We start from the raw sequence: 26,733 nt of genomic DNA on the forward strand, positions 1-26,733 counted from the left end.
TTACACTCGCCTTGACGGCGGCCCTGCCGCGGGCCCCGCCGCCCCGACGACGCGAGGAATCCCCACCCATGACCAACGACAACAGTGAGCCGGGGCGCCTGCTGTCCGGCCGCTACCGCCTGACGGAGCTGATCGGCGAAGGCGGCATGGGGCGCGTCTGGGAAGGCGTGGACGAGCTCCTGGACCGCCCCGTCGCCGTCAAGGAGCTCATCATCCCACCGCAGCTGCCCGACTCCGAGGTCGAGGTGCTGCGGACCCGGATGCTGCGGGAGGCGCGCAACGCGGCGCAGCTCAGCCACCCTTCGATCATCACCGTCTTCGACGTGGTGGAGATCGACGAGCGCCCCTGGATCGTCATGGAGCTGGTGCGGGGGCCGTCTCTGGGCGACCTCATCAAGCGCGAGGGGGTCTTCCCGCCCGAGCGGGCGGCGCGCATCGGCGTCCAGGTGGCCGCCGCGCTGGCGGTGGCCCACGAGCGCGGCATCGTGCACCGCGACATCAAACCCGCCAACGTGCTCATCGCCCGCGGCGACCGCGCGGTCCTGACCGACTTCGGCATCGCCCACCTGGAGGGCTCCAGCCACCTCACCCGGACCGGCCTGCTCGTGGGCTCGCCCAGCTACCTCGCGCCCGAACAGGCGCACGGCAAGCCCGCGACCCCGGCCACGGACATGTGGTCGCTGGGAGTGACCCTCTACCAGGCCGTCGAGGGCGTGACGCCCTTCCACCGCGACACCCCCATGGCGACACTGACCGCCATCGTCACCGCCGAGGTGCCGACCCCGCAGGCAGCCGGGCCGCTCGCCGGGGTGATCGAGCGGCTGCTGCAGAAGGACGCCGAACAGCGGCCGCCGGTGCACGAGGCCGCACGCATGCTGCAGGAAGCCGCCGGAACCGCGGCCCAGCCGCAGGACGACCACGCCGCGACCCTGCGCGAGCAGCCGCCCGCCCGGGGCGCGACCGCATCCGGTGCGGCGCCGGAGCCGGAGGCGGCGATGGCCGCGGGCCCGGCGGGCGGCGCGTCCGGCGGCGCCTGGGCTCCGCCCGCCGACCCTGCTGACGGGCACGGCGGCGGACGCCGGCGCGCACCCCTGGCGGTGCTGGGCGGCCTGGTCGCGCTGGCCGCCGTCGCCGCCCTGGTGTTCTGGCTGGGTACGCTCGGCGGCGGACCCGAGGAGGCCGGTGTCGCGGGCGAAACGCTTTCACCCAGCCCTGAGCGGCCCACGGCACAGCAGTCGGCCGGCACGGACGGGAGCGGCGCCCGGCCCTCCGCCGACACCGGCGAGGGCGCCGGCCAGCAGACCGGCGCCGACGGCGAGAACGGCGACGACGAGCCCGAGCTGCCCGATATGGAGGAGTACGAGGACGAGACGGGCTTCTCCGTCGACATCCCCGAGACCTGGTCCTACGACCGCCGCGAGGGCACCAGCGTCTTCTTCGACATCCCCTCCGGCGGCTACCTGCAGATCGACCAGACCGACACCCCGGCCGGCAACGCCGAGGAGGACTGGCACAACCAGGAGCCCACGCTCTCGCAGAACTTCCCCGGTTACGAACTGGTGGGCATCGAGGCCCTGGGCGAGCCCTACACCGACGACTACATCAGCGCCGCCGACTGGGAGTTCACCTTCGACGGCTCCAGCGGCCGCATGCACGCCGTCAACCGCGCCTTCCACACCGAGGACAAGGGCTACGCGCTCTTCCTGGTCTCGACCGAGGAGGACTTCGCTCGCAACCAGGCGATCCTGGATGAGATGACCGAGTCCTTCGAGCCCGCGGAGTAGCCACAAAGGATTCGGCGCCCCGGTTGGCGAGGGTTGTCAGGCACCCTCCGCGTCCGCGGTTGCCGAGGGGGTTCTGGTGTGCCCTCCGGGCCCGCGGTTGCCGAGGGGGTCTGCTGCGGCAATGGGCGCGCCTCGCGAAGCGCGGTCGCAGCTTGCCGCCGAGCGCACGCCGCGTTTCTCAGCCGGAGCCGCACCACCGGTGACCGGGTTCAGAACGAGGTCTACCGCTGCTCGGCCGCAACCCGGCTCGGAACAGGTACGTGGCGCCAAGCGCCTCTGCTGGTCGCTGCGGTCGGGCCCCGGACAGTTGCCGGGCTGCCTCCGGCGGGGCGGAGACCGAGCGGGCGCCGCCCGTGGCAGGGTCGGAGGCATGCGCTGGAACCCACAGCAGTGCCGCGACCGCTTCGCCGCCGCGCGGGTGGCGCGGCTGGCCACGGCCGACGCCGACGGCCGGCCCCACCTGGTGCCGGTGACCTTCGCCCTGATCACCTCGGTGGGGCAGCCGGAGGACACGGTGGCGTTCGCCGTCGATCACAAGCCCAAGAGCACCACCCGGCTGCGCCGCCTGGCCAACATCGCCGCCAACGACCGGGTGTGCCTGCTCGCCGACGAGTACGCCGACGACTGGGCGCAGTTGTGGTGGGTGCGGGCCGACGGCCGGGCGCGCATCGTCGAACCCGGGACCGAGTCGCAGGAGGCGCCCCCCGAGCACCACACGGCGGTGCGCCACCTCCAGGAGCGCTATGCCCAGTACCGCGACACCCCGCCGGCCGGCCCGGTCGTGCTGATCGACGTCACCCGCTGGTCGGGCTGGTCGCCCGGCTGACCGGGCCGGCGGCGGGCGCGCGGACCGCTGAGGAGGGCGCGCGGACTACTTGAGGAGCTGGCGCGCCATCACCAGGCGCTGGATCTGGTTGGTGCCCTCGTAGATCTGGGTGATCTTGGCGTCGCGCATCATGCGCTCCAGCGGGAAGTCCTTGACATAGCCCGCGCCGCCGAGTAGCTGGACGGCGTCGGTGGTGATCTCCATGGCCGCGTCGGAGGCGTAGCACTTGGCCGCCGCGCCGAAGAAGGGCAGGTCGGAGTCGTGGCGCTCGGACTTGGCCGCGGCCACGTAGACCATCTGGCGCGCGGTCTCCAGCTTCATGGCCATGTCGGCGAGCATGAACTGGACACCCTGGAAGTCGGCGATGGCGGTGCCGAACTGCTTGCGCTCCTTGACGTAGGCCACCGCGTGGTCGAGGGCGCCCTGGGCGATGCCCACGGCCTGGGCGCCGATGGTGACGCGGGTGTGGTCGAGGGTGCGCAGCGCGATCTTCAGGCCCTCGCCGACGCCGCCGACGAGCCGGTCGCCGGGGATGCGCACGTTGTCGAAGTACAGCTCGCGCGTCGGCGAGCCCTTGATGCCGAGCTTGCGCTCGGGCTCGCCGAGGGTGAAGCCGGGGTCGTCGGCGTGCAGCACGAACGCGCTGACGTTGGCGCCCCGCTTGCCGTCGGGATCGGTGACGGCCATGACCGTGTAGTACTTGCTGACGCCGGCGTTGGTGATCCAGGACTTCTGCCCGTTGAGGATCCAGTCGTCGCCGTCGGCCTCGGCGCGGGTGCGCATGCTCGCGGTGTCGGAGCCTGCCTCCCGCTCGGACAGGCCGTAGGAGAACATCGCCTCCCCGCTGGCCACGGGCGGCAGGTAGCGCTGCTTGACCTCTTCGGAGCCGCCCAGGATCAGCGGCATGGTGCCGAGCTTGTTGACGGCCGGGATGAGTGAGGAGGACGCGCAGGCGCGGGCCACCTCCTCGATGATGATGCAGGTCGCCACGGCGTCCGCGCCGACGCCGCCGTAGGCCTCGGGGATGTGCGCGGCGTGGAAGTCGGTGCCCACCAGCGCGTCGTGGGCGGACTTGGGGAACTCCGAGCGCTCGTCGACCTCCGCCGCGTGCGGCGCGATCTTGTCCTCGGCGACGGCGCGGACCGCCTCGCGCAGTTCCTTGTGCTCCTCGCTGATGCTGAACAGGTCGAAGTCGCTCATCGACGCTCCCCGCCTTTCCTCGGTCTCGGCACCCCGGCATCTCCTGGCGCCGCCGCGCTGGCACTGCGTGTCCGAGCGTGGCATCTAGTGTCATGGTACGACTCGCGTGCGGAGAACGGAATGACGGCCGATACTCGATGGGAGGCACGGAGGACACGGCCGGTATCGACGCGGAAACGGGGCACCCGAGGTGGCTGAACGCACGGACGGCGAGCGGGCCAGGCCGGGCGGCCAGGCGCGGAGCGCGGTGGTGGCGGTCGCGGTGCGGCTGTTCACCGAGGCCGGCTACGAGGCCACCACGATGGACGACGTCGCCGCCGCCGCGGGGATGAGCCGCCGCAGCCTCTTCCGCCGCTTCGGCTCCAAGGAGGACATCCTCTTCGCCGAGCACGACGACCTGTTCGAGACGGTCGAGCGCTTCCTGGACGCGGCCCCCGAGGACGACCCCGTCGCCACCGTCCGCGCGGCGGCGCGCATGGTCTTCCAGGAGTACGTGCGCTCTCCCGAGGTCACCGTGCCCCGGTTCCGCCTGGTGCGCGCAGTGCCCCGGCTGCGCGACCGCGAGATCGCCATGACGGCCCGGTACCAGCGCGCCTTCAGCCGCTTCCTGGCCCGCGGCGAGACCTCCGGAGGGCGGGCCCTGACCAGCGAGGCCCTGGCCGCCGCGGTGATCGCGGCGCACAACCACGTGCTGCGCTCGTGGCTGCGCGCTCCGCACGAACCGGTGCCCTGGCGCCGCTTCGACGAGGCCATGGCGTTCGTCACCGACTCCCTGGGCGCCCTGCTGCGCGACCCCGGCGCCGCGCCGGGCGGCGGCGCGGCGCGCGAGTCGGTCCTGGTGGCGGTCTACCCCGCCGACGCTCCCGGCGAGGACGTGCTCGCCCGGATCCGCGGAGCCCTGGGCGGCGACTGAGCGGCGCCGCCGGCGCCGCGCGACCGGGCCGGCCTCCGGCCGCGGCGCCCGGGCCGCCGGGGGTGGGCCGGGGCGGCGGGAAGCCCCGTGCGGCAGGGGATTCGGGTGTTACACGGGGGGCAACGACTATGTCCACAAGGTAAACGGGTACACTTCCGACGGGCGTGAAAAACAGTACTTCTTTAGCTCAGGGGAAACTGTTTGCCTGCTTTATGGTGTGTCCCATGTCACCGCTTCGCCATTGCGCGACAATTGTACTGTTTTGCTGCTCTGGAGTTTAATAAGAACTGAACTCAAGACATGGTCGAGCCGGGACGGCGGCTTTCCCTGATCCCCCGCATCCCCGCCTGGAAAGGTTGCTCAGGCATGAGCGAAGACGGCAAAGAGCGCGCGGTAGAGCTGCGGTACGAAGGTGGGGCGCACGCCCTGCCGCTGCTGACCGGCACCGAGGGCGACAAGGCCTTCGAGGCCAAGACCCTGCTGAGTCACGCCGGCATGGTCACCCTCGACCCCGGGTTCGCCAACACCGCCGCGTGCCAGTCGAAGATCACGTATATCGACGGCGAAGCGGGCATCCTCCGCTATCGCGGCTACCCCATCCAGGACCTCGCGGCCGGCAGCTCCTTCCTGGAGGTCGCCTATCTCCTCATCCACGGTGAGCTTCCCGGCCCCGGCGAGCTGAAGGACTTCTCCGAGCAGCTGCGCGCCAACGCCGCGCTGCCCGTGGAGATGCGGGCGATGATCGACGCCCTGCCGCGCGACGGTCATCCCATGGTCCTGCTCGGCGCCGCGGTCAACACCATGGCGGCCTTCTACGCCGACACGGTCGACCCCGGCGACTCCGACCAGGTGGACCGCGCCACCCTGCTGCTGCTGGCGCAGCTGCCCACCATCGCCGCCCGCATCTACCGCAACTCCGTGGGCGAGCAGCCGCTGGAGCCCGACCACAGCCTCGGCTACGTCGAGGACTTCCTGCGCATGACCTTCGGCGGGGACAGCGGCAGCAAGGAGCTCGACGAGCTCTACGCCAAGGCCATGGACCTGCTGCTCATCCTGCACGCCGACCACGAGCAGAACTGCTCCACCGCCACCGTGCGCGTGGTCGGCTCCTCCCAGGCAAGCCTCTACGGCAGCGTCTCCGCCGGCATCAACGCCCTCTTCGGCCCGCTGCACGGCGGCGCCAACCAGGCGGTGCTGGAGATGCTGGAGGAGATCCGCGGCCTCGGCGGCGACGTCGACTCCTTCCTGGCCAAGGTCAAGGACAAGGAGAGCGGCACCCGCCTGATGGGCTTCGGGCACCGCGTCTACAAGAACTTCGACCCGCGCAGCAAGGAGATCAAGGGGCTCGCCGCCCAGATCCTCGACCGCCAGGAGCAGCCCGACGAGCTGTTCGAGCTGGCGCTGCGGCTGGAGGGCCAGGCGCTGGCCGACTCCTACTTCACCGACCGCAAGCTCTACCCCAACGTCGACTTCTACAGCGGCGTCATCTACCGGGCGATGGGCTTTCCCACCACCATGTTCACGGTGCTCTTCGCGATCGGCCGGCTGCCCGGCTGGATCGCGCACTGGCGCGAGCAGCGCCTCGACCCCGCCGCCCGGATCGCCCGGCCGCGCCAGCTCTACGTCGGCCCGGCCAAACGCTCCTACAACGGCTGAGGCGCCGGCCGCCCCCACGCACCCGGCCGCGCCGGCGGTGCCGCCCCGCCGGCGCGACCGGGTAACCGGTGACGGCATAGGCCCGCCGGGTCGTCCGCCGGTATCGGATCGCTCCCCGCCGGGTAATAATTCCGCCCCCGCGACCATCGCAGCGCCCGCACGCGGGCAGGGCGTCACTGTGGTCGATCGATCGGGGGAGACATGCTCGACTACCTGGCGGAGCACTGGTGGGTCCTGGCGGTCCGGGGCGCCGCGGCGATCGTCTTCGGGCTCGTCGCCGTCCTGTGGCCCGGAATCACAGCGGTCGCACTGGCCACCGTCTTCGGCGTCTACGCCCTCGTCGACGGCGTGTTCGCCGGCTGGGCCGCCACGCGCGCCCAGGAGAGCGAGCGCCCGCCGCTGATCTGGGAGGCCATCCTGGGCGTGGTGGTCGGGCTGGTGGTGCTGGCCTGGCCGCTGGCCACCGTTCTGGTGCTGACGATCCTGCTGGGCCTGTGGGCGATCGTCACCGGCGTGTTCGAGATCCTCACCGCCTACCGGCTGCGCCGCGACATCAGCGGCGAATGGCTCTACATCTTCAGCGGGGCCGTCTCGGTCGCCTTCGGCCTGGTCATCTGGATCGTGCCCTTCGGCGGCGCGATCGCGATGTCCTTCGCCATCGGCGCCTACGCCATCGTCTTCGGCGCGGCCCTGATCGCGCTGAGCCTGCGGATGCGCGGCTACGGCCGGGGAAGCCCGCTGCGCAGCGGCCCCGCGCAGCCTGGCGGCACGGCCTGAGCCGTATCCCCGCGCCTCGCACCTACATCGCGGGTGGCAGGCACCGCTGCATCCGGCGGCGGATGCGCGCGCCCGCGCCCGCACCCCATCCTGGCGACGCCGCCCCTCCGCCGATCCGGGCGGCCGTAGTTGAATGGGGGGATGGGGTGTGGAGGACCTGCGGACCGCGCACACGAGCGGCGTGACCGCCGCGGACCCGGCCGCCGGAGCGCCCGGTGATCCGGCGCGCCCCGGCCGTGCTGCGCACGCGCGGTTCCGCCGCGGATGAGCAGCCGCCGCCGGCCGGAGGGGGCCTGTTGATCGGCCGCGCGCGGATGCCGGCCTGGGTGACCGACCCCCTGCTGGCCCTGGCCGTGACCGCGCTCCAGCTCCTCGTGGCCTCCAGCCAGGACGGCCTGGAACCCGGTCTCGCGGCACTGGCGGTCGGCAACGCGGCCCTGGCGGCGGTGACCCGGATCCCGCGCACCGCGGCGGTCGTGGTCGGGGCGAGCCTGCTGGCCTACTACATGACCGCCGACGCCGACATCTGGGTGGCCTGGCTGGGGTTCGTGGCCGCCGTGGTGCGGCTCAGCGCCGCCGGGCACCGGGCCGCGTCGCTCATCGCCGTAGGGGTCGTGCTCGCGATCTCCGGCGTCGTCGAGGTCCTCGACTTCGAAGCCGGGCGCGCGCTGTCGGTGCTGGCCTGGGTCCTGGTGGTGCTGCTGGCCGGCGAGATCGCCCGCAGCCACCGCGCCTACGTCCGCGCGGTCCAGCAGCGCGCCATCGAGGCCGAACGCACCCGCGAGGAGGAGGCCCGCCGCCGCGCGATCGAGGAGCGGCTGCGCATCGCCCGCGAGCTGCACGACGTCGTCGCCCACAGCATCTCGCTGATCAACGTGCAGGCGGGGGCCGCCGCGCACCGCCGCGACGACCCGGACGCCGCCTACGCCGCTCTCGACCGCATCAAGACCGCCAGCCGCGACACCCTCCGCGAGCTGCGCTCCACGCTGGGCGTGCTGCGCCAGGTCGACGAGGACGGCGCGCCCACGGCCCCCGTCCCCTCGCTGACGCGCGCTGGTGAGCTGACCGAGCAGACCGCGGCCGCCGGGCTGCCGGTGCGGCTGGAGGTCCGCGGCTCCCCGCGGCCGCTGCCGGCCGGCGTAGACGTGGCCGCCTACCGCATCGTGCAGGAGGCCCTCACCAACGCGCTGCGGCACTCCGCGGCCGCGCACGCCGAGGTGGCCCTGGATTACGGCGACACCGAACTGCGGGTGGCGGTGACCGACGACGGCCGCGGCGCTCAGGAGGCGCCCGAGGGCAACGGCCTGCGCGGAATGCGCGAGCGCGCCGCCGCCGCGGGCGGCACCTGCTGCGCCGGCCCGCGCACCGACGCGCCCGGGTTCGCCGTCCGCGCCGCGTTCCCGCTGCCCGCACCCGGCGGTAGCGCCTCCGCTACCCCGGAGGGTGGTGCCACCGGGCGTCTTGGCCCCGAGTCCGGATGAGCGGTGCCGCGGCGCTGCCGGTGCGGCCGCCGCCTGGTAGGAAAGGGGCGACGGCGGCAGGCCGCGGCGACGACGGAAGCGGGGCGCACATGACCAGGGTGGTGCTCGCCGACGACCAGACCCTCGTGCGCGCGGGCTTTCGGTCCATGCTCGACGGCGAGGAGGACATCTCGGTCGTCGCCGAGGCCGGCGACGGCGAGGAGGCGGTGCGCGCCGCCCGCAGCGAGCGCCCCGACGTCGTGCTGATGGACATCCGCATGCCCGGCCTCGACGGCCTGGAGGCCACCCGGCGCATCGTCGCCGACGAGCGGCTGCGCGAGGTGAAGGTCGTCATCCTGACCACCTTCGACCTCGACGAGTACGTCTACGGCGCCCTGAAGGCGGGCGCCAGCGGCTTCCTGGTCAAAGACACCGAGCCCGCCGAGCTGATCCACGGCGTGCGCGTGGTCGCCCGCGGCGACGCCCTGCTGGCGCCCTCGGTCACCCGCCGCCTCATCGGCGAGTTCGCCGGACGCCTCAAGGAGCCGCCGCCGGCGCCCCGCCTCAACTCCCTCACCGAGCGCGAACGCGAGGTCATGGCGGCCGTGGCCGCCGGCCTGTCCAACGAGGAACTGGCCCGGCGCCTGACGCTGAGCCCCGCCACCGCCAAGACCCACGTCAGCCGCGTACTGACCAAACTCGGCGCCCGCGACCGTGCCCAGCTCGTCGTCATCGCCTACGAGACCGGCATGGTGCGGCCGGGGTGGCTCTCGTAGTACTTCAGACGGAGGCGGTGGGGGCGGTGGGGTCGGCGCGGGGCCCAGCCCTCCCCCGTCCTCACCGCCCCGCCGGGCAACCGGCCATCCGACCGGCCGGATGCGCCGGCGCCCGCACGGCTTTTCACGAGGACCAAGCGCACATGCATCGCCGAATCGACGTGCCTGCCGCGGCGGAACTCATCTGTGCGAACCATAAGACCGATCGTCGTATGCTCGTCGCCATGCGGCTCCGCTACTCCTACCGGGCCTACTCCGACGCCGGCCAGCGCCGTGCGCTGGCCCAGGCGTTCGGGTGCGCCCGCGTGGTGTGGAACGACTGCTTGCGCACCCGCAAGGAAAGGCACGCGGCCGGACTGCCGTATGCGAGGTCGGCGGAGCTGTCCAGGACCCACATCACCGAGGCCAAGCGCACCCCCGAGCGGGCATGGCTGGCCGATGTGTCCGCCGTGGTCCTCCAGCAGTCTCTTCGCGATCTCGATACGGCGTTCACGAACTTCTTCGACGGCCTCAAGGGCAGGCGCCCGAAATCGGGTCCGCCCCGGTACAAGTCCAAGAAGGACACCCGGCAGTCGATCCGCGTCAACAGCAACGCCTTCTGTCTCCGGGAGAACGGCGCGGTGTATGTGGCCAAGGTCGGCGACCTCAAGGTGAGGTGGTCGCGCACCCTTCCGGCCGCCCCGACCTCCCTGACTGTGGTCAAGGACAGCGCGGGCCGGTACTTCCTCAGCTTCGTCGTGGAGACCGAACCCGAGCACCTTCCCGAGCTGGACACCGACACGGGCGCAGACCTGGGCCTGGGCCACTTCGCGGTGCTCGCCGACGGCACGAAGGTCGACAGCCCGCGCTTCTTGCGTCGGGCTGAGAAGAAGCTTAAGAGGATGCAGAAATCCTTGAGCCGTAAGGCCAAGGGAAGCAGCAACCGCGCCAAGGCGCGGGCCGAGGTCGCACGCCAGTACGCCAAGGTGGCGGATCGGCGACGCGATTGGCTGCACAAGCTCTCCACCGATCTGATCCGCGACAACCAAGCGATCTATGTGGAAGACCTCGCAGTCAAGGGCCTGGCCCGTACCCGCCTGGCGAAGTCCGTGCACGACGCGGGCTGGTCGATGTTCGTTGCGATGCTCGAATACAAGGCCGTCAAGTGCGGCCGGTACGTCGGCAGGGTCGGACGCTTCGAACCGACCTCCCAGCTCTGTTCCGCGTGCGGGATCAAGGACGGCCCCAAGCCCCTCAGCGTCCGAGAATGGACCTGCCGGGAGTGTGGGGCCGTCCACGATCGCGATGTGAACGCCGCACGCAACATCCGAGCCGCTGGGCGAGCGGACCGGCTAAACGCCTCGCTGAGCGCAGGTAAGACCAGGACGAAGGTCCCGGCGCAGCGCGTTGAAGCAGGAAGTCCCCGGAAGGGTCAGACGACCCAGGCCGGAATCCCCGCCCTTTAGGACGGGGAACACGTCAACGGCCGGATACGGTCGCCGGACCCCGGCCGCCTTGTAGAGCCTCCGCAACGGGGTAAGACTCGGGAACGAAGACCTGCCGGTCTGCCCGCAGCCACGCGGCCGGGAACGCTCCCCGCGGCGCGCCCGCGCGGAAGGCGGCTCGACGGGGCCGCAGTGCCGACTCAGACCACCGGAGCGTGCCGATGACCCAGTGCACCGACCCCGACTGCACCGGTGTGATCGACGAGGGCTACTGCGACGTGTGCGGCATGGCCCCGCTCACCTCGGAGATGATCGTCCCCGCGCCGCGGGCGGCCCGCAGCGCCGCGGCGCTGCCCACCGTCCCCGCGCCGGGGCGCCTTGCTGCTCCGCCCGGGCAGGGCGGCGCCGGGCCCGAGGGGCGGGGCGGCCCGGCTCGGCCCCACCAAGCGGAGAAGGCCGGCGCCTCCGCCGACGGCCCGCGGTCCGGCCCGCCGGACGCCGCCGGCACCTCGGGGCGCTCGCCCAGCCTGCGCGAGTCCCGCCTCTCCGGCTCCTCCGGCTCCTCCGGCCTGTCGGCCCCCCGGCCGCTGTCGCGCCCGGACTCCGCCGGCGGCACCGCGAGCCGCCCGGGCTCCCCCTCCTCCCGGGGACTGCTGGGACTGGGCATGGTCGAGGTGCCGCCCGTGCCCTACCGCGACCCGGCGAGCGCGGTGCTGAGCGATCCGGTCGTCGCCGAGAAGAACCGGGTCTGCGGCCACTGCGGCGAGAGCGTGGGCCGCTCCCGCAATGGGCGGCCCGGCCGCACCGAGGGCTACTGCCGCTCCTGCCGCACGGAGTTCTCCTTCACTCCCAAGCTTGCGCCGGGCGACCTGGTCGCCGGCCAGTACGAGGTGCTGGGCTGCCTGGCCCACGGCGGGCTCGGTTGGATCTACCTCGCCCGCGACCACAACGTCAACGACAGGTGGGTGGTGCTCAAAGGGCTGCTGAACGTCGGCGACGCCGAGGCCCACAAGACCGCCGCGGCCGAACGCGGCGTCCTGGCCGAGGTCGAGCACCCCAACGTCGTGCGGATCTACAACTTCGTGCAGCACCCCGACCCGCGCACCGGCGTGCCCACCGGCCACATCGTCATGGAGTACGTCGGCGGCAAGTCGCTGTGGGACCTGCTGATCGAGCACCGTCGGCGCAACCCCGCCGCCGACGGCCTCCCGGTGGACCGGGTGATCGCCTACGGGCTGGAGGCGCTGCGCGCACTGGGCCACCTGCACAGCAAAGGGCTGCTCTACTGCGATTTCAAACCCGACAACGTCATCCAGAGCGAAGAGCAGATCAAGATCATCGACCTGGGAGCGGTGCGCCGCATAGACGACCTGGTCTCGCCCGTCTACACCACCGCGGGTTTCCGCGTCCCCGAGCGCGAGCTGCGCGAACTCGGGCCCTCGGTCAGCGCCGACCTGTACTCCGTCGCGCGCTGCCTGGCCGTGCTCAGCTTCCGGTTCGACTACGGGCACACCTACCGCCACGACCTGCCCGACGCCGCCTCCGTGCCCGTGCTGCGGCGCCACCCGTCCTTCGACAGGCTGCTGCGCCGCGCGCTGCAGCGCGAGCCCCAGCTGCGCTTCCAGGACGCCGCCGAGATGGCCGAGCAGCTCACCGGGGTTCTGCGCGAGGTGCTTTCGGAGCTGCATGGCCGCCCGCACCCGGCCCAGTCGGCACTGTTCGGCGCCGAGCACCCCCTGTTCACCTCGGGAAACCTCGTGCGGGTCATCGACGAGACCGACAGTCTGCTGGGCCCGCCCGTCCCCGAGCGCGTCGCCGCCGCCCTGCCGCTGCCGCTCATCGATCCGGCCGACGAGGCCGCCGCCGAACTCGCCGGGCTCTCGGCGCTGCCCGACGCCGACCTGGTGGCCACGCTGGAGGGCGACGCCGACCCCACCCCCGAGACGCGGCTGCTGCTGGCGCGCGCCCTGATCCGGGTGGGCCGCCGCAAGGAGGCCGCCCTCCAGCTGCAGGAGTTCGGCGCCTGCGCGCCCGGGGACTGGCGGCCGTTCTGGTACTGGGCGGTCATGGCGCTGGGCGCCCACCGGTGCGAGGACGCCCACGAGCGCTTCGAGGAGCTGTTCGACCACCTTCCCGGCGAGGCCGCGCCCAAGCTCGGATTGGCCGCCGCCTGCGAGCTCACCGGCGCCCTCGCCGACGCCGAGCGGCTCTACCGCACGGTATGGCTCACCGACCGCTCCTACGTCAGCGCCGCCTTCGGCCTGGCGCGCATCCGGCTCGCCTACGGCGACCCGGCCGGCGCGGTGGCCGTGCTGGATATGGTGCCCGAGCTTTCCAGCGTCTACATCGCCGCGCAGATGGCGGCGGTGAGCGTGCTGGTGACCGACCGGGACCCGCAGGCCCTGTCGGAGGCGGAGCTTTTGGACGCCGTGGCGCGGCTGCGCCGCCTGGGCCTGCGCGGCGAGGCCCGCGACCGGCTCAACGCGCGGGTGCTGCGCACAGCCCTGGACTGGGTCCTGGCCGGCTACGGCCCCGAGTCCCCCGCGACCCGGCTGCTGGGCGCGCCGCTGACCGAGGAGGGCCTGCGCACCAACCTGGAGCGCAGCTACCGCGAACGCGCCCGTATCACCACCGATCCCGTGCGCCGCCGCGAACTCGTCGACCGCGCCAACGCCGTACGCCCCAGGACGCTGCTGTGAGGCCCCGCCCCGCAGCCCGACGCACGCCGGCGTCCGCGCCGGCGAGATCCGGCGCGTCGCATCCGGCGGAGCCGACGAACCGCGCCGATCTTCGCGAACCCGGCCTACCCACCCTTCTCGGGGGTAGGGAAACCGGAGGGGGGACGCGGTCCGAGCGCACGCGGGCGGGGGGAGCGCCGCAGTGCGGCCGCCGCGGCCGGGCGGTGCCCGGTGCCGCGGCGCATCGCCGCGAGTCTCGGGCCGCCGCGCGGGCGCGGCAGAGGGGAGGCGAGGCGCAGCGTGCTGACCTGCCCGGTGTGCGGTGAGGCGGTGGCCGCGGAGGACTTCTTCTGCGAGCACTGCGGCCATGCCCTGCGCGCAACCGGGAACGGCGCCGCCGCCGCGGCGCCCGCGCACCCGGCGGCCCATGCCGCCTCCGCCGCTGCCGGCGCGGACCCCGCTCCCTGCGCCCGCTGCGGCGCGCGGCTGGAAGGCGGCACCTGCACCGCGTGCGGGCTGCGCCGCCGCCCGGGCGACCACAGCGAGCTGTCGCTGGCGGCCGCGGCCGGAGTGAGCGACCGCGGCCTGCACCACGAACGCAACGAGGACGCCATGGCGCTGCGGGTCGCGGGCGCCGCGGCCGGCGGCCGGGCGGGGGACGCCGGCTCGACCGTCGCCGCCGTCGTCTGCGACGGGGTGTCCTCCTCGCCCGAGCCCGACTCCGCCGCCGCCGCGGCGGCCGCGGCCGGGTCGGCGGCGCTCGCCGAGTCGCTGGAAGAGGGGGTCGCCGCCCCCGAAGCCCTCAGCGCGGCCCTGCTTCGGGCCTCCCGCGCCGTCGCGGCCCTCGCCGACTCCGCCGGCCGGGCTCCCGCCTGCACCTTCGTCGGGGCGGCCGTGCCGGCCGCGGGCGGGCCGCTGGCCGTGGGGTGGGTCGGCGACAGCCGCGCCTACTGGCTCGGCGGCGGCAGCCCCGCGGCCCCCTCGTCCCTGCTTACCCGCGACGACTCCTGGAGCGAGGCCATGGTCGCGATGTCGATGCTGAGCCCGCAGGAGGCGGCGCGCTCGCCGCAGGCCCACGCGCTGACCGCGTGGCTGGGCGCCGACTACGGCCACGGCGCCGGGCGGGTCGCCTCCTTCGACCCCGGCGGGGCGGGCAGGCTGGTGCTGTGCAGCGACGGGCTGTGGAACTACGTTCCCGACCCGCAGCAGCTGGCCGAACTCGTCGAGAGCGCGGGCCCCGACCCGCTCGCCGCGGCGCGCGCCTGCGTCCGCCACGCGCTGCGGCGCGGCGGCCGCGACAACGTGACGGCCGTGGTGATCGACGTGCCGGCCGCCGGGACGGCGGGGGAGGTGCCATGACCGCGCCGGCAGCGTGCGGCGAGCCGGAGTTCGCCGTGCACGTCGACCAGAACCGGTGGCTGCCGCCGGGCGGCGGCGATGTGCACGCCGTCGTGCGCGTCACCTGCCGTCCTGCCGACGCGGCGGGCGGCCCGGTCGGCTCCGATCCGGCCGAAGCCGCCGCCGACGTCGCCCTGCGGCTGTGGACCCCCCGCGGCGCGTCCGTGGCCGCGGTGGTGCAGGTGTCGCCGGAGGTGCGCGACCTCACGGCGCGGCGCGTCCCCGCCGGGCCGCTGACCGGCGACTACCCCACCGGGCCGTGGGGCGCCGAGAGCCGCGCCTACCACCTGCACGTGCTGGTGCCGCCCGCGGAGGCCGGGCGGCGGATGCGGGCGGGCCGGGTGCGGCCGCTGCCCGCGGGCGCCGACCCGGGCCGCGCCGCCAGCGGCGACGTCCTCGCCGAATGGGCCGCCGATCCCGACCGGGCCGCGGCCGAGGACCCGGGCGTGGTCCGCCGCACCGGCCGGGCCGAGCTGTCGCGCGCCGTCCGGGAGGGGCTGCGGGCGCGGCGCGACGGCGACCACCACACGGCCACCGTCCGACTGGGGCGCGCGGTGGCACTGGCGCACGCCTGGCAGGACGAGGCCGCCGCCGAACTGCTCCACCGGGTCGTCGACGTCGTCGACGCGGCCGCAGGGACCGTCCGGCTGCGGTCGGCGCTCTCCCGGGCCGACGAGGCGGCGCTGGGAGCCCACTCGACCGCGACCGTGCGCACACGCGCGGGAAACCGCGAACCGGGGGCCGTGTGAGAGGAAGGAGAGGCCGATCATGCCGACGTGTCCGGCGGGGCACCTCTCGCCCGACCACGACCGATGCGACCTGTGCGGGCTGCCCATGCCCGCGCCGCCGACCGGGCGGCCCGGGCATGGGCAGCCCGACCCCGCACCCGACGAGCACTGCCCCGACTGCGGCGCCGAGCGCGCCGGCCGCTTCTGCGAGGCCTGCGGCCACGACTTCGCCGCCGCCGCCCGCACCGAGGCGTCGCCGCTGTCGCTGCCGGCCGGCCTGCGCGCCCGCGCCGCCGAGCACGCCGGCGCCGCCGGGCCCGCGGGCCCGGCCGCACCGCGCCCGGACGGCGCCGATGCGGCGCGCGCCCGGCCGACCTGGTGGGCGATCGTCTCCGCCGACCCCGCCTACTACCAGGCCATGGCCGACCTCGGACTGCTGGATCCCGCCGCCATCGCCTTCCCCGCGCACGCGCCGCTGCGCCGCGTGCCGCTGAACAGGCGGCGCGTGAGGATCGGCCGGCGCAGCCTCAGCCTGGGCATCCACCCGGAGATCGACCTGGCCGGTCCGCCCGAGGATCCGGCCGTGTCCCACGCCCACGCCACCCTGCTCGCGCTGCCCGACGGCGACTGGGCCCTGGTCGACGAGGGGTCCACCAACGGGACGACCCTCAACGGGACCGCCCGCCCCATCGCCCGTGACACGGAGGTGCCGCTGCATGAGGCCGACCGCATCTACGTCGGCGCCTGGACCGCCATCACCCTGCACCGGCAGACGGGGTGAGGGGCGTTGGTGAAGCGCAGCACCGAGGCCCCCGAGATCGCCGACCGGCTCGCCACCCGGGCCGCCGACCGGGCGCGCAGGCGCATGGGCCTGCCCCCGTGGGTGGGCCGCCCCGGTACCCGCGGCCGGCTGTGGCTGCTCAGCGCCCTGTGCCTGGTGCTTACGGGCGTCCTGTTCGCCGTCACCGGCTCGGCGATCTCCCGCGCGCGCGAGGGGCTGGAGGTGATCGGCCGTGGCGAGGGCCCGAAGGTGGTGGCCACCGCCGACCTGTACTTCGCCTTGAGCGACATGGACGCCCAGATGGCCAACGTGCTGCTGATGGGCTCGGAGCACTCCCTGGGCGACGGGCGCGAGTACGCCCTCATCCGCTACGAGCAGCGCCGCGCCGCCGCCACCGACGCGCTGCTGCACGCCGCCCAACTGGCCGCGGGCGATCCCGTGGAGGAGGAGAACGTCCGCGCGGTCATGGAGGGCATGAACCGCTACGAGAACCTGGTGGCCCAGGCGCGCCTGCTCAACGACGAGGCCGGCCGCCCCGCGGGCGAGCCGCCCGACGAGGTGGTCGAGCTGTACCGGAGGGCCGGCGAGCTGATGCGGCAGGACATCCTGCCCAAGGCCTACAACCTCACCCTGGACAGCGGCGCCACGGTCCGCAGCACCTACGAGGAGAACAGTGCCGCCGCGTCGGTGGGGACGGCCCTCGTCGCGGCCGCCGCGACCGCGCTGTTCGCGGCGCTCATCGCCCTCCAGCTCTTCCTGCGCAAGCGGTTCCGGCGCCGCTACAACCTCCCGCTGGCGGCGGCGACGGCCGGCGTGGTCGTCCTGGGCCTGGGCGCGATCGGCATGCTGGAGCAGCAGGCGGCGCTGTTGCGCACCGCCAAGGAGGACGGCCTCGCCTCGGTGCTGTCCCTGTCGCGGGCACACGCCATCAGCACCGGCATGAACGCCGACCAGAGCCGGTGGCTCATGGACCCCGGCCGTGCCCACACCTACGAGCAGAACTTTCTGGAGGACGCGGAGACGGTGCTGTTCCTGGTGCCTGAGAACGGCCACCTGCCCGGCGACCTGGAGAGCTACACCGGCGAAGTCGCCAAGGCGGTGCCAGACCCCACGGCCTACCCCGGCAAGACGCTCGGTCTGCTGGGCGAGGAGATCCGCCCCGGCGGCGTCGAGGGCCGGGAGGAGGTGCAACGCGAGACGCTGCGCTTCTACAGCGCCTACCTGGAGGCCGACCAGGAGATGCGCAAGCTGGCCGAGGAGGGCCGGATCGGTGCGGCCGTCGACGCGCACATGTCCGGGCAGGACTCGGTGGAGGATGTGTTCGACCGCTACGAGCGGTCCCTGGTCCAGTTGACCGCGCTGCACCGCAACACCTTCGACACCGCCGTCGCCGAAGCCGAGGCGGGCCTGCGCGGATGGGACGCGGCGCTGCTGGGGTCCTGCCTGGGCTTCGCGGCGCTGGTGGTGCTGGGCGTGCGGCCGCGGCTGGCGGAGTACCGCTGAGCGCGGGCGCGGGAGGGCGCGGTCGGTTCCCACAGCAGGTCCGGCAGGAGAGGAGGCGGGCGCCGATGGGACTGCGCCGGGTGGCCCTCGCCGCGGGGGCGGCCCTGGTCCTGGCCGGATCCGGGGCGTGCACCGAGGCGGTGGGGCGCCCCTCGATCGCGGACGCGACCCGCCTGGTGATCGGCGTCAAGGCCGACCAGCCCGGCCTGGGGCTGCGCACCGAGGACGGGGACTTCGCCGGGTTCGACGTGGACGTGGCCCTCTACATCGCCGAGGAGCTGGGCGTGCCCCGCAGCGGCGTGGAGTTCGTCGGCGTGACCTCGCAGGAGCGGGAGGACGTGCTCATCGACGGCGACGTGGACCTGGTGCTGGCCACCTACTCCATCACCCAGCTGCGCAAGACCGTCGTCGCCTTCGGCGGTCCCTACTACGTGGCGCGCCAGGACATCCTGGTCCGGGCGGGCGACACGACGGTGCGGAGCGTGGCCGACCTGGAGGGCAAGCTGCTGTGCCAAGGGGCGGGGTCCAACTCCGCCAACCGGGTGATCGAGGAGCGCGGCGTCGACGCCGTGCGGATCGAGCGCCCCAGCTACAGCGACTGCATCGACCTCCTGGCCGAGGGCGAGGTCGACGCCGTTTCCACCGACGACCTGATCCTGGCCGGTTACCTGGAGGCGGCCCCCGAGTCGTTCCACCTGGTCAACGCGCCTTTCACCAGCGAGAAGTACGGGGTGGGGATCGCCAAGGAGGACATCGCCGGCTGCGAGGCGGTCAACCGGGCCATCACCCGGATGTACCAGGACGGCACCGCGGCCTGGCTACTGCGCAAGTGGTTCGGCGACAGCGGTCTGGACGTCAACACCAGCGTCCCCCAGTTCGAGGGGTGCACGTGAGAGCGGTCGGCCGGAAGGAGGGACGGAGGGATCGGTCCCGCGATGGATCCATGGCGGCAAAAGGCGCGTAGCGTCTCGGTGGGCGCGCGCCGGTGACAGCGGGTGGAAACCGGGGAACGGACAGGCAGCGGGGGGCGTCGATGGGGAAGTGGACTCCGGCGGAAGGAGTGGAGCAGGGTGACGATCGTCGAGTTCCTCAACGCGCGCCTGGCGGAGGACGAGAACGCCGCGCATGCGGCGTCCCCGGGCACCGGCGGGCCCGAGCGCGCCCGCGCCGACGTCAGCGCCAAGCGCGGCATCGTCGAGGAGTACACCGCCACCTACCGCGAATGCATGGACACGCTGAACAACGGCGACAGGACCGCCGCCGACGAGGACGGCGCCTGGTCGGCGCTGCACGCCTGGCGCCGCGCCCTGGAGCACCTGGCCGCCGTCTACGCCGCCCACCCCGACTACGACCCCGCCTGGAAGGGCTGAAGACCCGACGGGTCACCCTGACGGCACCCGCCCGCGGTCGCCGCGCCCTCCGGTAGCGCCGATCCTGCCGCCGGCGCCGCTCTGGGCGGCGCGGCGGTAGCTGCGGGATCGGCGGGATTTCTGTGGTCCCCCGCTGCGTGTGGCCGCGGCCTCCGCCTCAGGCGCGGTCGGCGGCTCCCCCCTCCGGCCAGCGCCAGCCCCACGCCCACAGCGCGACCCACAGGCCCGGTGCCACCAGGACCGCTCCCATCAGCAGGTAGACCGGTTCGGCTGCGGCGAGCCGGCCCTGCAGCGATCCGCCGACCAGCAGCAGCAGGCTGAACAGCGCCGGCCACCAGGAGGTCCGGGCGGTCGCGGCGATCGCCCCCGCCGCTGCCGCCTGCACCGCGCCGAGGAACAGTACCGGCGCGACCGGTGCTCCGTAGGGCAGTGCGGCTTCTTGGGCCGGAGCCGCGGCGGCCCCGACCGAGACCGATTGCAGCAGTATGGCGGCGACCTGCACAAGCACGGTTATGCGCAGCGTCCACAGCGCGACGGGGCGCCACCCGCTGCGCAGCCGCGCCGCGAACGCGCTCCGCAGAGCGGGTGGGCGCAGTGCGGGCGCGGCCGCCGAGGGAGCGGCCGCCGCACCGGCCCGCGGCAGCGCGGACGCCGGCCGCGGCGCGGGCGGCCGTGGCAGCGGCGCCCGCTGCGGCGCGGCGGGCAGCGCGGGCCCGCGCGGGTCCGGAACCCGGACAGCGGGCGCCTGGACCGCAGCGGGGGCGGCCGCCGCACCGCCCCGGGGCGCGGATCGGGCCGACAGCGCGGCGCGGGCCCACCGCAGCGGGGCCGCCGCCGCTGACAGCGCCGAAAACGCGGACGGGGTCGAGGCGGGCGCGGTCGCCGGATGGCCGCGAAGACCCGGCGGGAACAGGCGCGCACCCTCGGCCGCGGGCGCCGGCACCGGCGCCCCCGCGGCGCGGGAGGCCGCGCGCCGTGCAGCCCGGCGGCCCGCTCGGCCGGCTGTGTCGGCTCCCATGAGGACCGCCCCTCGTGCCGTCGGCTCTTGGCAGCAGAGTCTGCCCGGTGCCGGATGGCGTGTCGTCCTGCAGCGGGCGGATCCGCCGCTACGCCGGGAAGCGCAGCACGCGCCCCGCCGGCTCACTCCGGCGCGGTACCCCCGCCGATTCGGGCGGTGCACACCCGGCCGGGCATGGACCGCGATCAGACGTCTTCTCCTGCCCGGCTGTGGCACCGATTACACATGCCAGTATCGGCCCTGATCGGCCGGGCTCCAAGGTGCGGCGCGAACGCGGGTCACAGTTCCAGCTCGTTGACCGCCAGCAGGTAGCCCTCGCTGTAGGTGGGGAACTGGAAGACGCCGTCGCGCAGCCGGTCGATGCCGATGCCCTCGCGGATCGCCAGCGCCGCGGTGTGGATCCATTCGCCCGCCAGCGGGGCCACCGCCCAGGCGCCCAGCAGCGTGCGGCGGGTGCGGTCGGCCACCACGCCCATCCGCCCGGCGGGGGAGGTGGCGTAGGTCCAAGGCCGGGCCAGCCCTCGCGGCAGGTCCACCTCCGCCGAAACCGGGTCGTAGCCCTGGGCGCGCGCCTGCTCCGCGGTCAGGCCCACCGCGGCGATCTCCGGGTCGGAGAAGACGACGCGCGGCACGCCGGTGTAGTCGGCGGTGCGCTCGCGGCCGAGGATGTTGGCCGCGACGATGCCGCCCTGGTACTTGGCGACATGGGTGAACAGCGCGGTACCGGTGACGTCGCCGACCGCCCACAGCCCCGGGGCCACCCGGCAGCGCTCGTCGACCTCCAGGCCCTTGGCCCCCGGACCGATCCCCACCTGCTCCAGGTCCAGATCCTCCAGGCGGGGGCGGCGCCCCGTGGCCATCAGCACCACGTCGCCGACCGCCTCGGTGCCGTCGTCCAGCTCCAGCACGCTGTCGCGGCCGCTGCGCCGCGCCCTGCGCGGGGAGGTCCCGGTGCGCACGTCGACTCCGTCGCCGCGCAGGTGCTCGGCCGCGAGCTCGCCCACACGCGGCTCCTCCCGGTCCATCAGCGCAGGGCCGCGCTGCACCAGCGTCACCGAGCACCCCATGCGCGCCAGGAACTGGCCCATTTCCACGCCCACGGCGCTGCCGCCGACGACCACCGCGCGGCCGGGGATCTCCTCGACCGTGGTCGCCTGCCGGTTGGTCCAGACCTCGATCTCCTCCAGCCCGTCGACGGGGGGAAGGGCCGCCGCCGACCCGGTCGCCACGATCACGTGGTCGGCGGTCAGCCGGTGCTCGTCCACCGCCACCTCCCACGGCTCGCGGCCGACGAAGCGCGCGGTGCCCTTGTAGACGTGCACGCCCTGGGAGCGGTAGCCCTCGACCTGCTTGGAATCGTCCAGATGGCGGATCATGGTGTCGCGGTAGTCGCGCATGGCCGCCCAGTCGGGAGCAGGCGCGTCCAGCCCGGCCACCCCGGCGGCGCCCGCGGCGGCCTCCAGAGGACGCAGCAGGGTCTTGGAGGGGATGCAGGCCCAGTAGCCGCACTCGCCGCCGATGAGTTCGCGTTCGACGACGGCGACGCGCTTGCCGTTCTGGACGAGCTGGGTCGCGGCCACCTCGCCGCCCGGCCCCATGCCGATGACGACGGCGTCGTACTGCGCGTCCATGTGCACACTCCCTGTCCTCGCCGGTGCGGCCCGCGCACGGGACGCGCTTGCGGATCCGCCGCGGACGGGGCGGCTCCTCGTCCGGTATGCCACGATCGGCGCACCTGACGGCGCCCGGCGCGCCGTGCGGGCGGAAGTTCCAGTATCCCTTAGTCGTTGTCAGGCGCCCTCCGGGAGCCACGTGGGGCGGTCACCACTGAGTTGCGGCAATGGGTGCGCTTCGCGTAGCGCGGCCCGCCCGCCCGTCAGCCCGCCGCCACCCCAACGGAGACGCTTCGCGTCACGTGCCCGCCCGTCAGCCCGCCGCCACCCCAACGGAGGCGCTGCGCGTCACGTGCCCGCCCGTCAGCCCGCCGCCACCCCAACGGAGACGCTTCGCGTCACGTGCCCGCCCGTCAGCCCGCCGCCACCATTCGCGCATCGCAGCCCCATTGCCGCAGCCGACCCCCTGTACGACCGCAGGTGTGGAACGCTTCGGGCGGGAAGCGTGCATCATTCCGGGTAGGAGTGTGCTCCGGTGGCGCGGGGCCGGCGCGGCTGAGCCCGGCACCGGCCCGCGGCAGGCCGCACCACACCGAAAACGGACATGCGAGGAGCGAAACCGATGCCCGACACGACCGCGACCGACCGCGCGCGCCCGGACCGCCTTCCCCAGTGGGCGGCGCTGGGCGAGCATCGCGCGAAGCTCGGGGAGGCGCACCTGCGGGACCTGTTCGCCGCCGACCCCGAACGCGGCGGCCGGTACACCGTGCAGGTCGGCGACCTCCACGTGGACTACTCCAAGCACCTCGTGACCGACGAGACGCTGCGGCTCCTGCGCGACCTGGCCGAGGCCGCCGACGTGGCGGGGCTGCGCGACGCCATGTTCCGCGGCGAGCGCATCAACAACACGGAGAACCGCGCGGTCCTGCACACCGCCCTGCGCGCGCCGCGGGACGCCGTCGTCGAGGTCGACGGCGAGAACGTGGTGCCCAAGGTGCACGAGGTGCTGGACCGCATGGCCGACTTCGCCGAGCGGGTGCGCTCCGGCCGGTGGGTGGGGCACCGCGGCGACCCCATCACCCACGTCGTCAACATCGGGATCGGCGGCTCCGACCTCGGCCCCGCCATGGCGTACGAGGCCCTGCTGCCCTTCACCGAGCCCGAGCTGGAGGGGGAGGCGGGCATCGAGGTCCGCTTCGTCTCCAACGTCGACGGCGCCGACCTGCACGAGACCCTGCGCGGCCTGGACCCGGCGACCACCTTGTTCATCGTCTCGTCCAAGACCTTCACCACGGTCGAGACCATCACCAACGCCACTTCCGCGCGCGCCTGGCTGCTGTCGGGGCTCGACGGCGACGTCTCGGCCGTCGCCCGGCACTTCGCGGCGGTCTCCACCAACGCCGACAAGGTCGCCGAGTTCGGCATCGACACCGCCAACATGTTCGAGTTCTGGGACTGGGTGGGCGGCCGCTACTCGCTCGACTCGGCGATCGGGCTGTCGCTGATGGTCGCCATCGGGCCGGAGCGCTTCCGCGAGATGCTGCAGGGGTTCCGGACGGTCGACGAGCACTTCCGCACCGCGCCGATCGAGGCGAACGCGCCGATGCTGATGGGGCTGCTGGGCATCTGGTACGGCGCCTTCCACGGGGCCCAGTCGCATGCGGTGCTGCCCTACAGCCACTACCTCGCCCGCTTTCCCGATTACCTCCAGCAGTTGGAGATGGAGTCCAACGGCAAGTCGGTCGACCGCGCGGGACGTCCCGTCACCTGGCCCACCGCGCCCGTCGTGTGGGGCACCCCCGGCACGAACGGGCAGCACGCCTACTTCCAGCTGCTGCACCAGGGCACCCAGCTCGTGCCGGCCGACCTGATCGGGTTCGCGCGCCCGGTGCCCGGCATGACCGCGGAACTGCTGGCCCAGCACGACCTGCTGATGGCCAACATGTTCGCCCAGGGCCAGGCGCTGGCGTTCGGCAAGACCTCGGCTGAGGTCGTCGGCGAGGGGGCGGCGCCCGAGCAGGTGCCGCACCGCACGTTCGCCGGCGACCGCCCCACCACCACGATCCTCGCGCCCGAGCTGACGCCTGCGGTGCTGGGGCAGCTCATCGCCCTCTACGAGCACAAGGTGTTCGTGCAGGGTGCGGTCTGGAACATCGACTCCTTCGACCAGTGGGGCGTCGAGCTGGGCAAGGTGCTGGCCAAGCGCATCGAACCCGCCTTGACCGAGGGGGCCGAGGTGCCCGGTCTCGACTCCTCGACAGCGGCGCTGGTGAGCCGCTACCGGGCGCTGAACGGGTGACCGCGCGGTCGGCAGCCATCCTTTGCTCCCGGGCCTGCGCACCGCGGGGCCGGGAGCGGGGGGACCGGGAGCTGTGCGGCGCGGAGCGCCGCTGAGAGCAGGGGAACCGAGCAGACGCCGGACCGAGACGAGGAAGGGAGCCGCGTGGGGGGACTGCTGCTGATCCGCCACGGCCAGACCGAGTGGAGCACCGCGCGCAGACACACCGGGCTCACCGACGTGCCGCTGACCGAGGAGGGCGAGGAGCAGGCGCGCCGGCTGCGGCCGCTGCTCGCCTCCTACCCGTTGTCGCGCGTCCTGGCGAGCCCACTGCAGCGGGCCCTGCGCACGGCCGAGCTGATCGGGCTGGAGGGGATCGAGACCGATCCCGACCTGAAGGAGTGGGACTACGGCGGTTACGAGGGCCGTACCACCGCGGAGGTGCAGCAGGAGCGGCCCGGCTGGTACGTCTGGCGCGACGGTGTGGTGCCGGGCGACGCCGACCACCCCGGCGAAAGCGTCGAGCAGGTCGGTGCCCGTGCCGACCGCGTACTGGAGCGGCTGCGCCCGATCCTGGACGACCCGGACGCCCACGACGCCGCGCTGGTCGCCCACGGACATTTCCTGCGCGTCCTGACGGCTCGCCGCCTGGGCCTCCCTCCGGATCGCGGCGCGCTGTTCCGCCTGGAAACGGCCGCGACGGCCCGCCTCGGCCGGGAACACGGCCGCCCGGTCCTCACCGACTGGAACGCGGTGCCGCAGCGGAGGTAGCGCCCGGCGGGGAGGAGAAGACTTCGGCGCCCGCGGGCGGCCCGAGTCGGCACGCGTTCGCGCCGGCGGCCCGCCGCGGGCGCGAACGCGCCTGAGACCTGCTACGTGCGCTCGGCGGCAGGGAGAGGCACGTGGCGCGCAGCGCCGCCGCCGGTGTGGCCGTGGGCCGACGGGCGGGCGGACCGCGTTCCGCGGTGGGCGACCGTCGCCGCGTCCTCGGCGGGTTCCGGTCCCGACGGCTCGCGGCGGGTTCCGCACCGCCGCCGCGCAAGCACAGGTCCCGGCGGTTCCCCGGCGGCTCGTCCGCCCGTCACTCGGCCTCTTCCTCCCACGGCAGCCAGGCGTGCAGGTGGAAGCCGCCCGAGCCGCCCGGACCGTAGCCGAGGCGTCCGCCGGCGAGGGAGACGCGTTCGGCGAGGCCGACGAGCCCTTGGCCGCCGATGGGAGGTCCCGCCGTCTCCTCGGCGGATTCCGGTGGTGCCGCTTCGCCCTCCCTCATTGGATCGAAACTCGGGCCTGGCGGTTGCGACGAGTCACCGGCGCCGCTCCGCCCCCTCCGGCCGCTCTCCGGTCTCTCCAGCGGGGCCGCGCCGGCCGGCCCGCCGGTCCCCCCGCGATCGCCGGCGGACGGCCGCGGCGGCTCGCCCGTCCCCGGCGTCTCCGCCGCGTTGCTCCCGGCGGGCGGCGCATCGTTGCCGACCTCCACCGACAAGCCGTCCCCGGGTGCGCCTCGCATGCCGACCCGGACCCGCGCGCCGGGCGCGTGCCTGCGGGCGTTGGTCAGCCCTTCCTGCACGATCCGGTAGGCCGTGCGCCCGGTCGTGTCGGGTGCCCGGCCCGCCACCTCCTCGTGCAGCTCCACGCGCATCCCGGCCGCCGCCGACTCCGCGACCAGGCCGCGGACGTCGGCCAGCGTCGGCTGCGGGAGCTCGCCGACGGGAGCGCGCAGCACGCCGATGACCTCGCGCAGGTCCTGCAGCGCCCGGTGCGCGCTGTCCCGGATCACCGCGGCGGCGCGGGCGACCTCCGCGGCCGGGGCGTCGGGCCGGTATTCCAGGGCGCCGGCGTGCACGCTCAGCAGCGACAACCGGTGCCCGAGCACGTCGTGCATCTCGCGCGCGATCTGCTCCCGCGCGCGCAGTTGCGCCTGCTCGGCGCGCAGCCGGGCCTCGGACTCGGCCCGCGCCGCCCGCTCCTGCAACGACAGCACGAGCTGGCGGCGGTGCCGGACCATCGCGCCCCACCCCAGCACGGCCGCGACCATCACCGCCGTGAACGCGGTGATCCACTGCAGTTCGCCGTCGTCCGGCCGGCGCTGCGGGGAGGCGAGCAGGCTGAACAGGGCGAAGTAGACCATCTGCCCGGCCACCGTGGCGACGCCGCAGAGGGCGGACGTCCGTGCGGAGCGGTGGACGGCGACAGTGAACAGCGCGACGAGTTGGGCGCCGTCGGCCAGCGCGGCGTAGGCAGACAGCGGTATGAGCCCCAGCGACAGCCCCACCGGCCAGCGCCGCCGCAGCCACACCGCCGCGCAGGCGGCCGCGCAGACGACCTGCTCGCGCAGCAATGCCGTCTCGGTGACCTCGGGGTCCTCGGACAGCGCCACAGCCCAGGCGAGCCCGTATCCCACCGCCGCAAGGAACAGGCCGATGTCGACGGCCCACTCGCGCGGCCCGCGCCTGCGGCGGGGACCCGCGGGTGCCGCGGTACGGACAGAAGCCGGCGCGCCCTCCATGGGACCGAACCTACTCGCCGATCCCCCTCCGGCGCCGTCCCGCG

At 74.2% G+C, this 26,733-nt stretch carries 21 protein-coding genes; 17 read left to right on the top strand and 4 right to left on the bottom strand.

The window, feature by feature from the left end; all coding sequences use genetic code 11:
* The first annotated feature begins 68 nt into the window (after positions 1 to 68).
* Positions 69 to 1,784: a serine/threonine-protein kinase gene (locus FZ103_RS10850; protein WP_156000578.1), complete on the top strand. Its 1,716-nt coding sequence runs from the start codon at positions 69 to 71 to the stop codon at positions 1,782 to 1,784.
* A gap of 370 nt (positions 1,785 to 2,154) precedes the next feature.
* A complete protein-coding gene (locus tag FZ103_RS10855; RefSeq protein WP_156000579.1) occupies positions 2,155 to 2,610 on the top strand; it encodes a TIGR03668 family PPOX class F420-dependent oxidoreductase in 456 nt (151 codons plus the stop codon).
* Between the two features lie 45 nt (positions 2,611 to 2,655).
* Here FZ103_RS10855 and FZ103_RS10860 read toward each other — a convergent pair whose 3' ends face one another.
* The gene (locus FZ103_RS10860; RefSeq protein WP_156000580.1) at positions 2,656 to 3,810 is read right to left on the bottom strand and encodes an acyl-CoA dehydrogenase family protein; all 1,155 of its coding nucleotides are present in this window, start codon (positions 3,808 to 3,810) and stop codon (positions 2,656 to 2,658) included.
* A 190-nt stretch (positions 3,811 to 4,000) separates the two neighbouring features.
* Between FZ103_RS10860 and FZ103_RS10865 the strand changes: the two genes are divergently transcribed.
* The 13 genes from FZ103_RS10865 (at position 4,001) to FZ103_RS10920 (ending at position 19,274) form a co-directional block, all read left to right on the top strand.
* Positions 4,001 to 4,723 carry a TetR/AcrR family transcriptional regulator gene (locus FZ103_RS10865; RefSeq protein ID WP_186356107.1) on the top strand — a complete coding sequence of 241 codons (723 nt, stop codon included), beginning with the start codon at positions 4,001 to 4,003 and terminating at the stop codon, positions 4,721 to 4,723.
* 366 nt (positions 4,724 to 5,089) lie between these two features.
* The gene (locus FZ103_RS10870; RefSeq protein WP_156000581.1) at positions 5,090 to 6,379 is read left to right on the top strand and encodes a citrate synthase; all 1,290 of its coding nucleotides are present in this window, start codon (positions 5,090 to 5,092) and stop codon (positions 6,377 to 6,379) included.
* 201 nt (positions 6,380 to 6,580) lie between these two features.
* On the top strand, positions 6,581 to 7,156 hold the full coding sequence (locus tag FZ103_RS10875) for an HdeD family acid-resistance protein (RefSeq protein WP_156000582.1): 576 nt from the start codon (positions 6,581 to 6,583) through the stop codon (positions 7,154 to 7,156).
* A gap of 326 nt (positions 7,157 to 7,482) precedes the next feature.
* Positions 7,483 to 8,637: a histidine kinase gene (locus FZ103_RS10880; protein ID WP_186356108.1), complete on the top strand. Its 1,155-nt coding sequence runs from the start codon at positions 7,483 to 7,485 to the stop codon at positions 8,635 to 8,637.
* Positions 8,638 to 8,726: 89 nt separating this feature from the next.
* Complete coding sequence (locus FZ103_RS10885; protein WP_156000584.1) at positions 8,727 to 9,392, top strand: response regulator transcription factor; 666 nt, start codon at positions 8,727 to 8,729, stop codon at positions 9,390 to 9,392.
* Between the two features lie 143 nt (positions 9,393 to 9,535).
* Positions 9,536 to 10,837 (top strand): RNA-guided endonuclease InsQ/TnpB family protein, encoded by a 1,302-nt coding sequence (locus tag FZ103_RS10890; protein ID WP_394350095.1) that lies wholly within the window; start codon positions 9,536 to 9,538, stop codon positions 10,835 to 10,837.
* A gap of 200 nt (positions 10,838 to 11,037) precedes the next feature.
* The gene (locus FZ103_RS10895; RefSeq protein WP_156000585.1) at positions 11,038 to 13,515 is read left to right on the top strand and encodes a serine/threonine-protein kinase; all 2,478 of its coding nucleotides are present in this window, start codon (positions 11,038 to 11,040) and stop codon (positions 13,513 to 13,515) included.
* A gap of 279 nt (positions 13,516 to 13,794) precedes the next feature.
* Positions 13,795 to 14,853: a PP2C family serine/threonine-protein phosphatase gene (locus FZ103_RS10900; protein WP_186356109.1), complete on the top strand. Its 1,059-nt coding sequence runs from the start codon at positions 13,795 to 13,797 to the stop codon at positions 14,851 to 14,853.
* Positions 14,850 to 15,641, top strand: a complete 792-nt coding sequence (locus FZ103_RS10905) for a hypothetical protein (protein WP_156000586.1) — start codon at positions 14,850 to 14,852, stop codon at positions 15,639 to 15,641. Before FZ103_RS10900 ends, FZ103_RS10905 begins: the two co-directional genes overlap by 4 nt.
* Before the next feature lie 19 nt (positions 15,642 to 15,660).
* Entirely contained in the window at positions 15,661 to 16,401 is a 741-nt protein-coding gene (locus FZ103_RS10910; RefSeq protein ID WP_156000587.1) for an FHA domain-containing protein, read from the top strand.
* 9 nt (positions 16,402 to 16,410) lie between these two features.
* The gene (locus tag FZ103_RS24875) at positions 16,411 to 17,904 is read left to right on the top strand and encodes a hypothetical protein (protein ID WP_186356110.1); all 1,494 of its coding nucleotides are present in this window, start codon (positions 16,411 to 16,413) and stop codon (positions 17,902 to 17,904) included.
* Between the two features lie 65 nt (positions 17,905 to 17,969).
* A complete protein-coding gene (locus FZ103_RS10915) occupies positions 17,970 to 18,797 on the top strand; it encodes a glutamate ABC transporter substrate-binding protein (RefSeq protein WP_156000588.1) in 828 nt (275 codons plus the stop codon).
* A 177-nt stretch (positions 18,798 to 18,974) separates the two neighbouring features.
* Positions 18,975 to 19,274 (top strand): DUF6221 family protein, encoded by a 300-nt coding sequence (locus FZ103_RS10920; RefSeq protein WP_186356111.1) that lies wholly within the window; start codon positions 18,975 to 18,977, stop codon positions 19,272 to 19,274.
* A gap of 157 nt (positions 19,275 to 19,431) precedes the next feature.
* Here the strand turns inward: FZ103_RS10920 and FZ103_RS10925 are convergent, their stop codons facing one another.
* Entirely contained in the window at positions 19,432 to 19,782 is a 351-nt protein-coding gene (locus FZ103_RS10925) for a hypothetical protein (protein WP_156000589.1), read from the bottom strand.
* Positions 19,783 to 20,570: 788 nt separating this feature from the next.
* Complete coding sequence (locus FZ103_RS10930; RefSeq protein ID WP_156000590.1) at positions 20,571 to 21,923, bottom strand: NAD(P)/FAD-dependent oxidoreductase; 1,353 nt, start codon at positions 21,921 to 21,923, stop codon at positions 20,571 to 20,573.
* A 586-nt stretch (positions 21,924 to 22,509) separates the two neighbouring features.
* Here FZ103_RS10930 and pgi point away from each other — a divergent pair.
* Positions 22,510 to 24,204 carry a glucose-6-phosphate isomerase gene (gene pgi / locus FZ103_RS10935; RefSeq protein WP_222936648.1) on the top strand — a complete coding sequence of 565 codons (1,695 nt, stop codon included), beginning with the start codon at positions 22,510 to 22,512 and terminating at the stop codon, positions 24,202 to 24,204.
* Positions 24,205 to 24,348: 144 nt separating this feature from the next.
* Complete coding sequence (locus tag FZ103_RS10940; RefSeq protein WP_186356112.1) at positions 24,349 to 24,954, top strand: histidine phosphatase family protein; 606 nt, start codon at positions 24,349 to 24,351, stop codon at positions 24,952 to 24,954.
* Positions 24,955 to 25,264: 310 nt separating this feature from the next.
* Here the strand turns inward: FZ103_RS10940 and FZ103_RS10945 are convergent, their stop codons facing one another.
* Positions 25,265 to 26,689, bottom strand: coding sequence for a sensor histidine kinase (locus FZ103_RS10945; RefSeq protein ID WP_156000592.1), 1,425 nt, complete (start codon positions 26,687 to 26,689; stop codon positions 25,265 to 25,267).
* Positions 26,690 to 26,733 lie beyond the last annotated feature (44 nt).

It is taken from the genome of Streptomonospora sp. PA3 (assembly GCF_009728995.1).
GTDB lineage: Bacteria > Actinomycetota > Actinomycetes > Streptosporangiales > Streptosporangiaceae > Streptomonospora.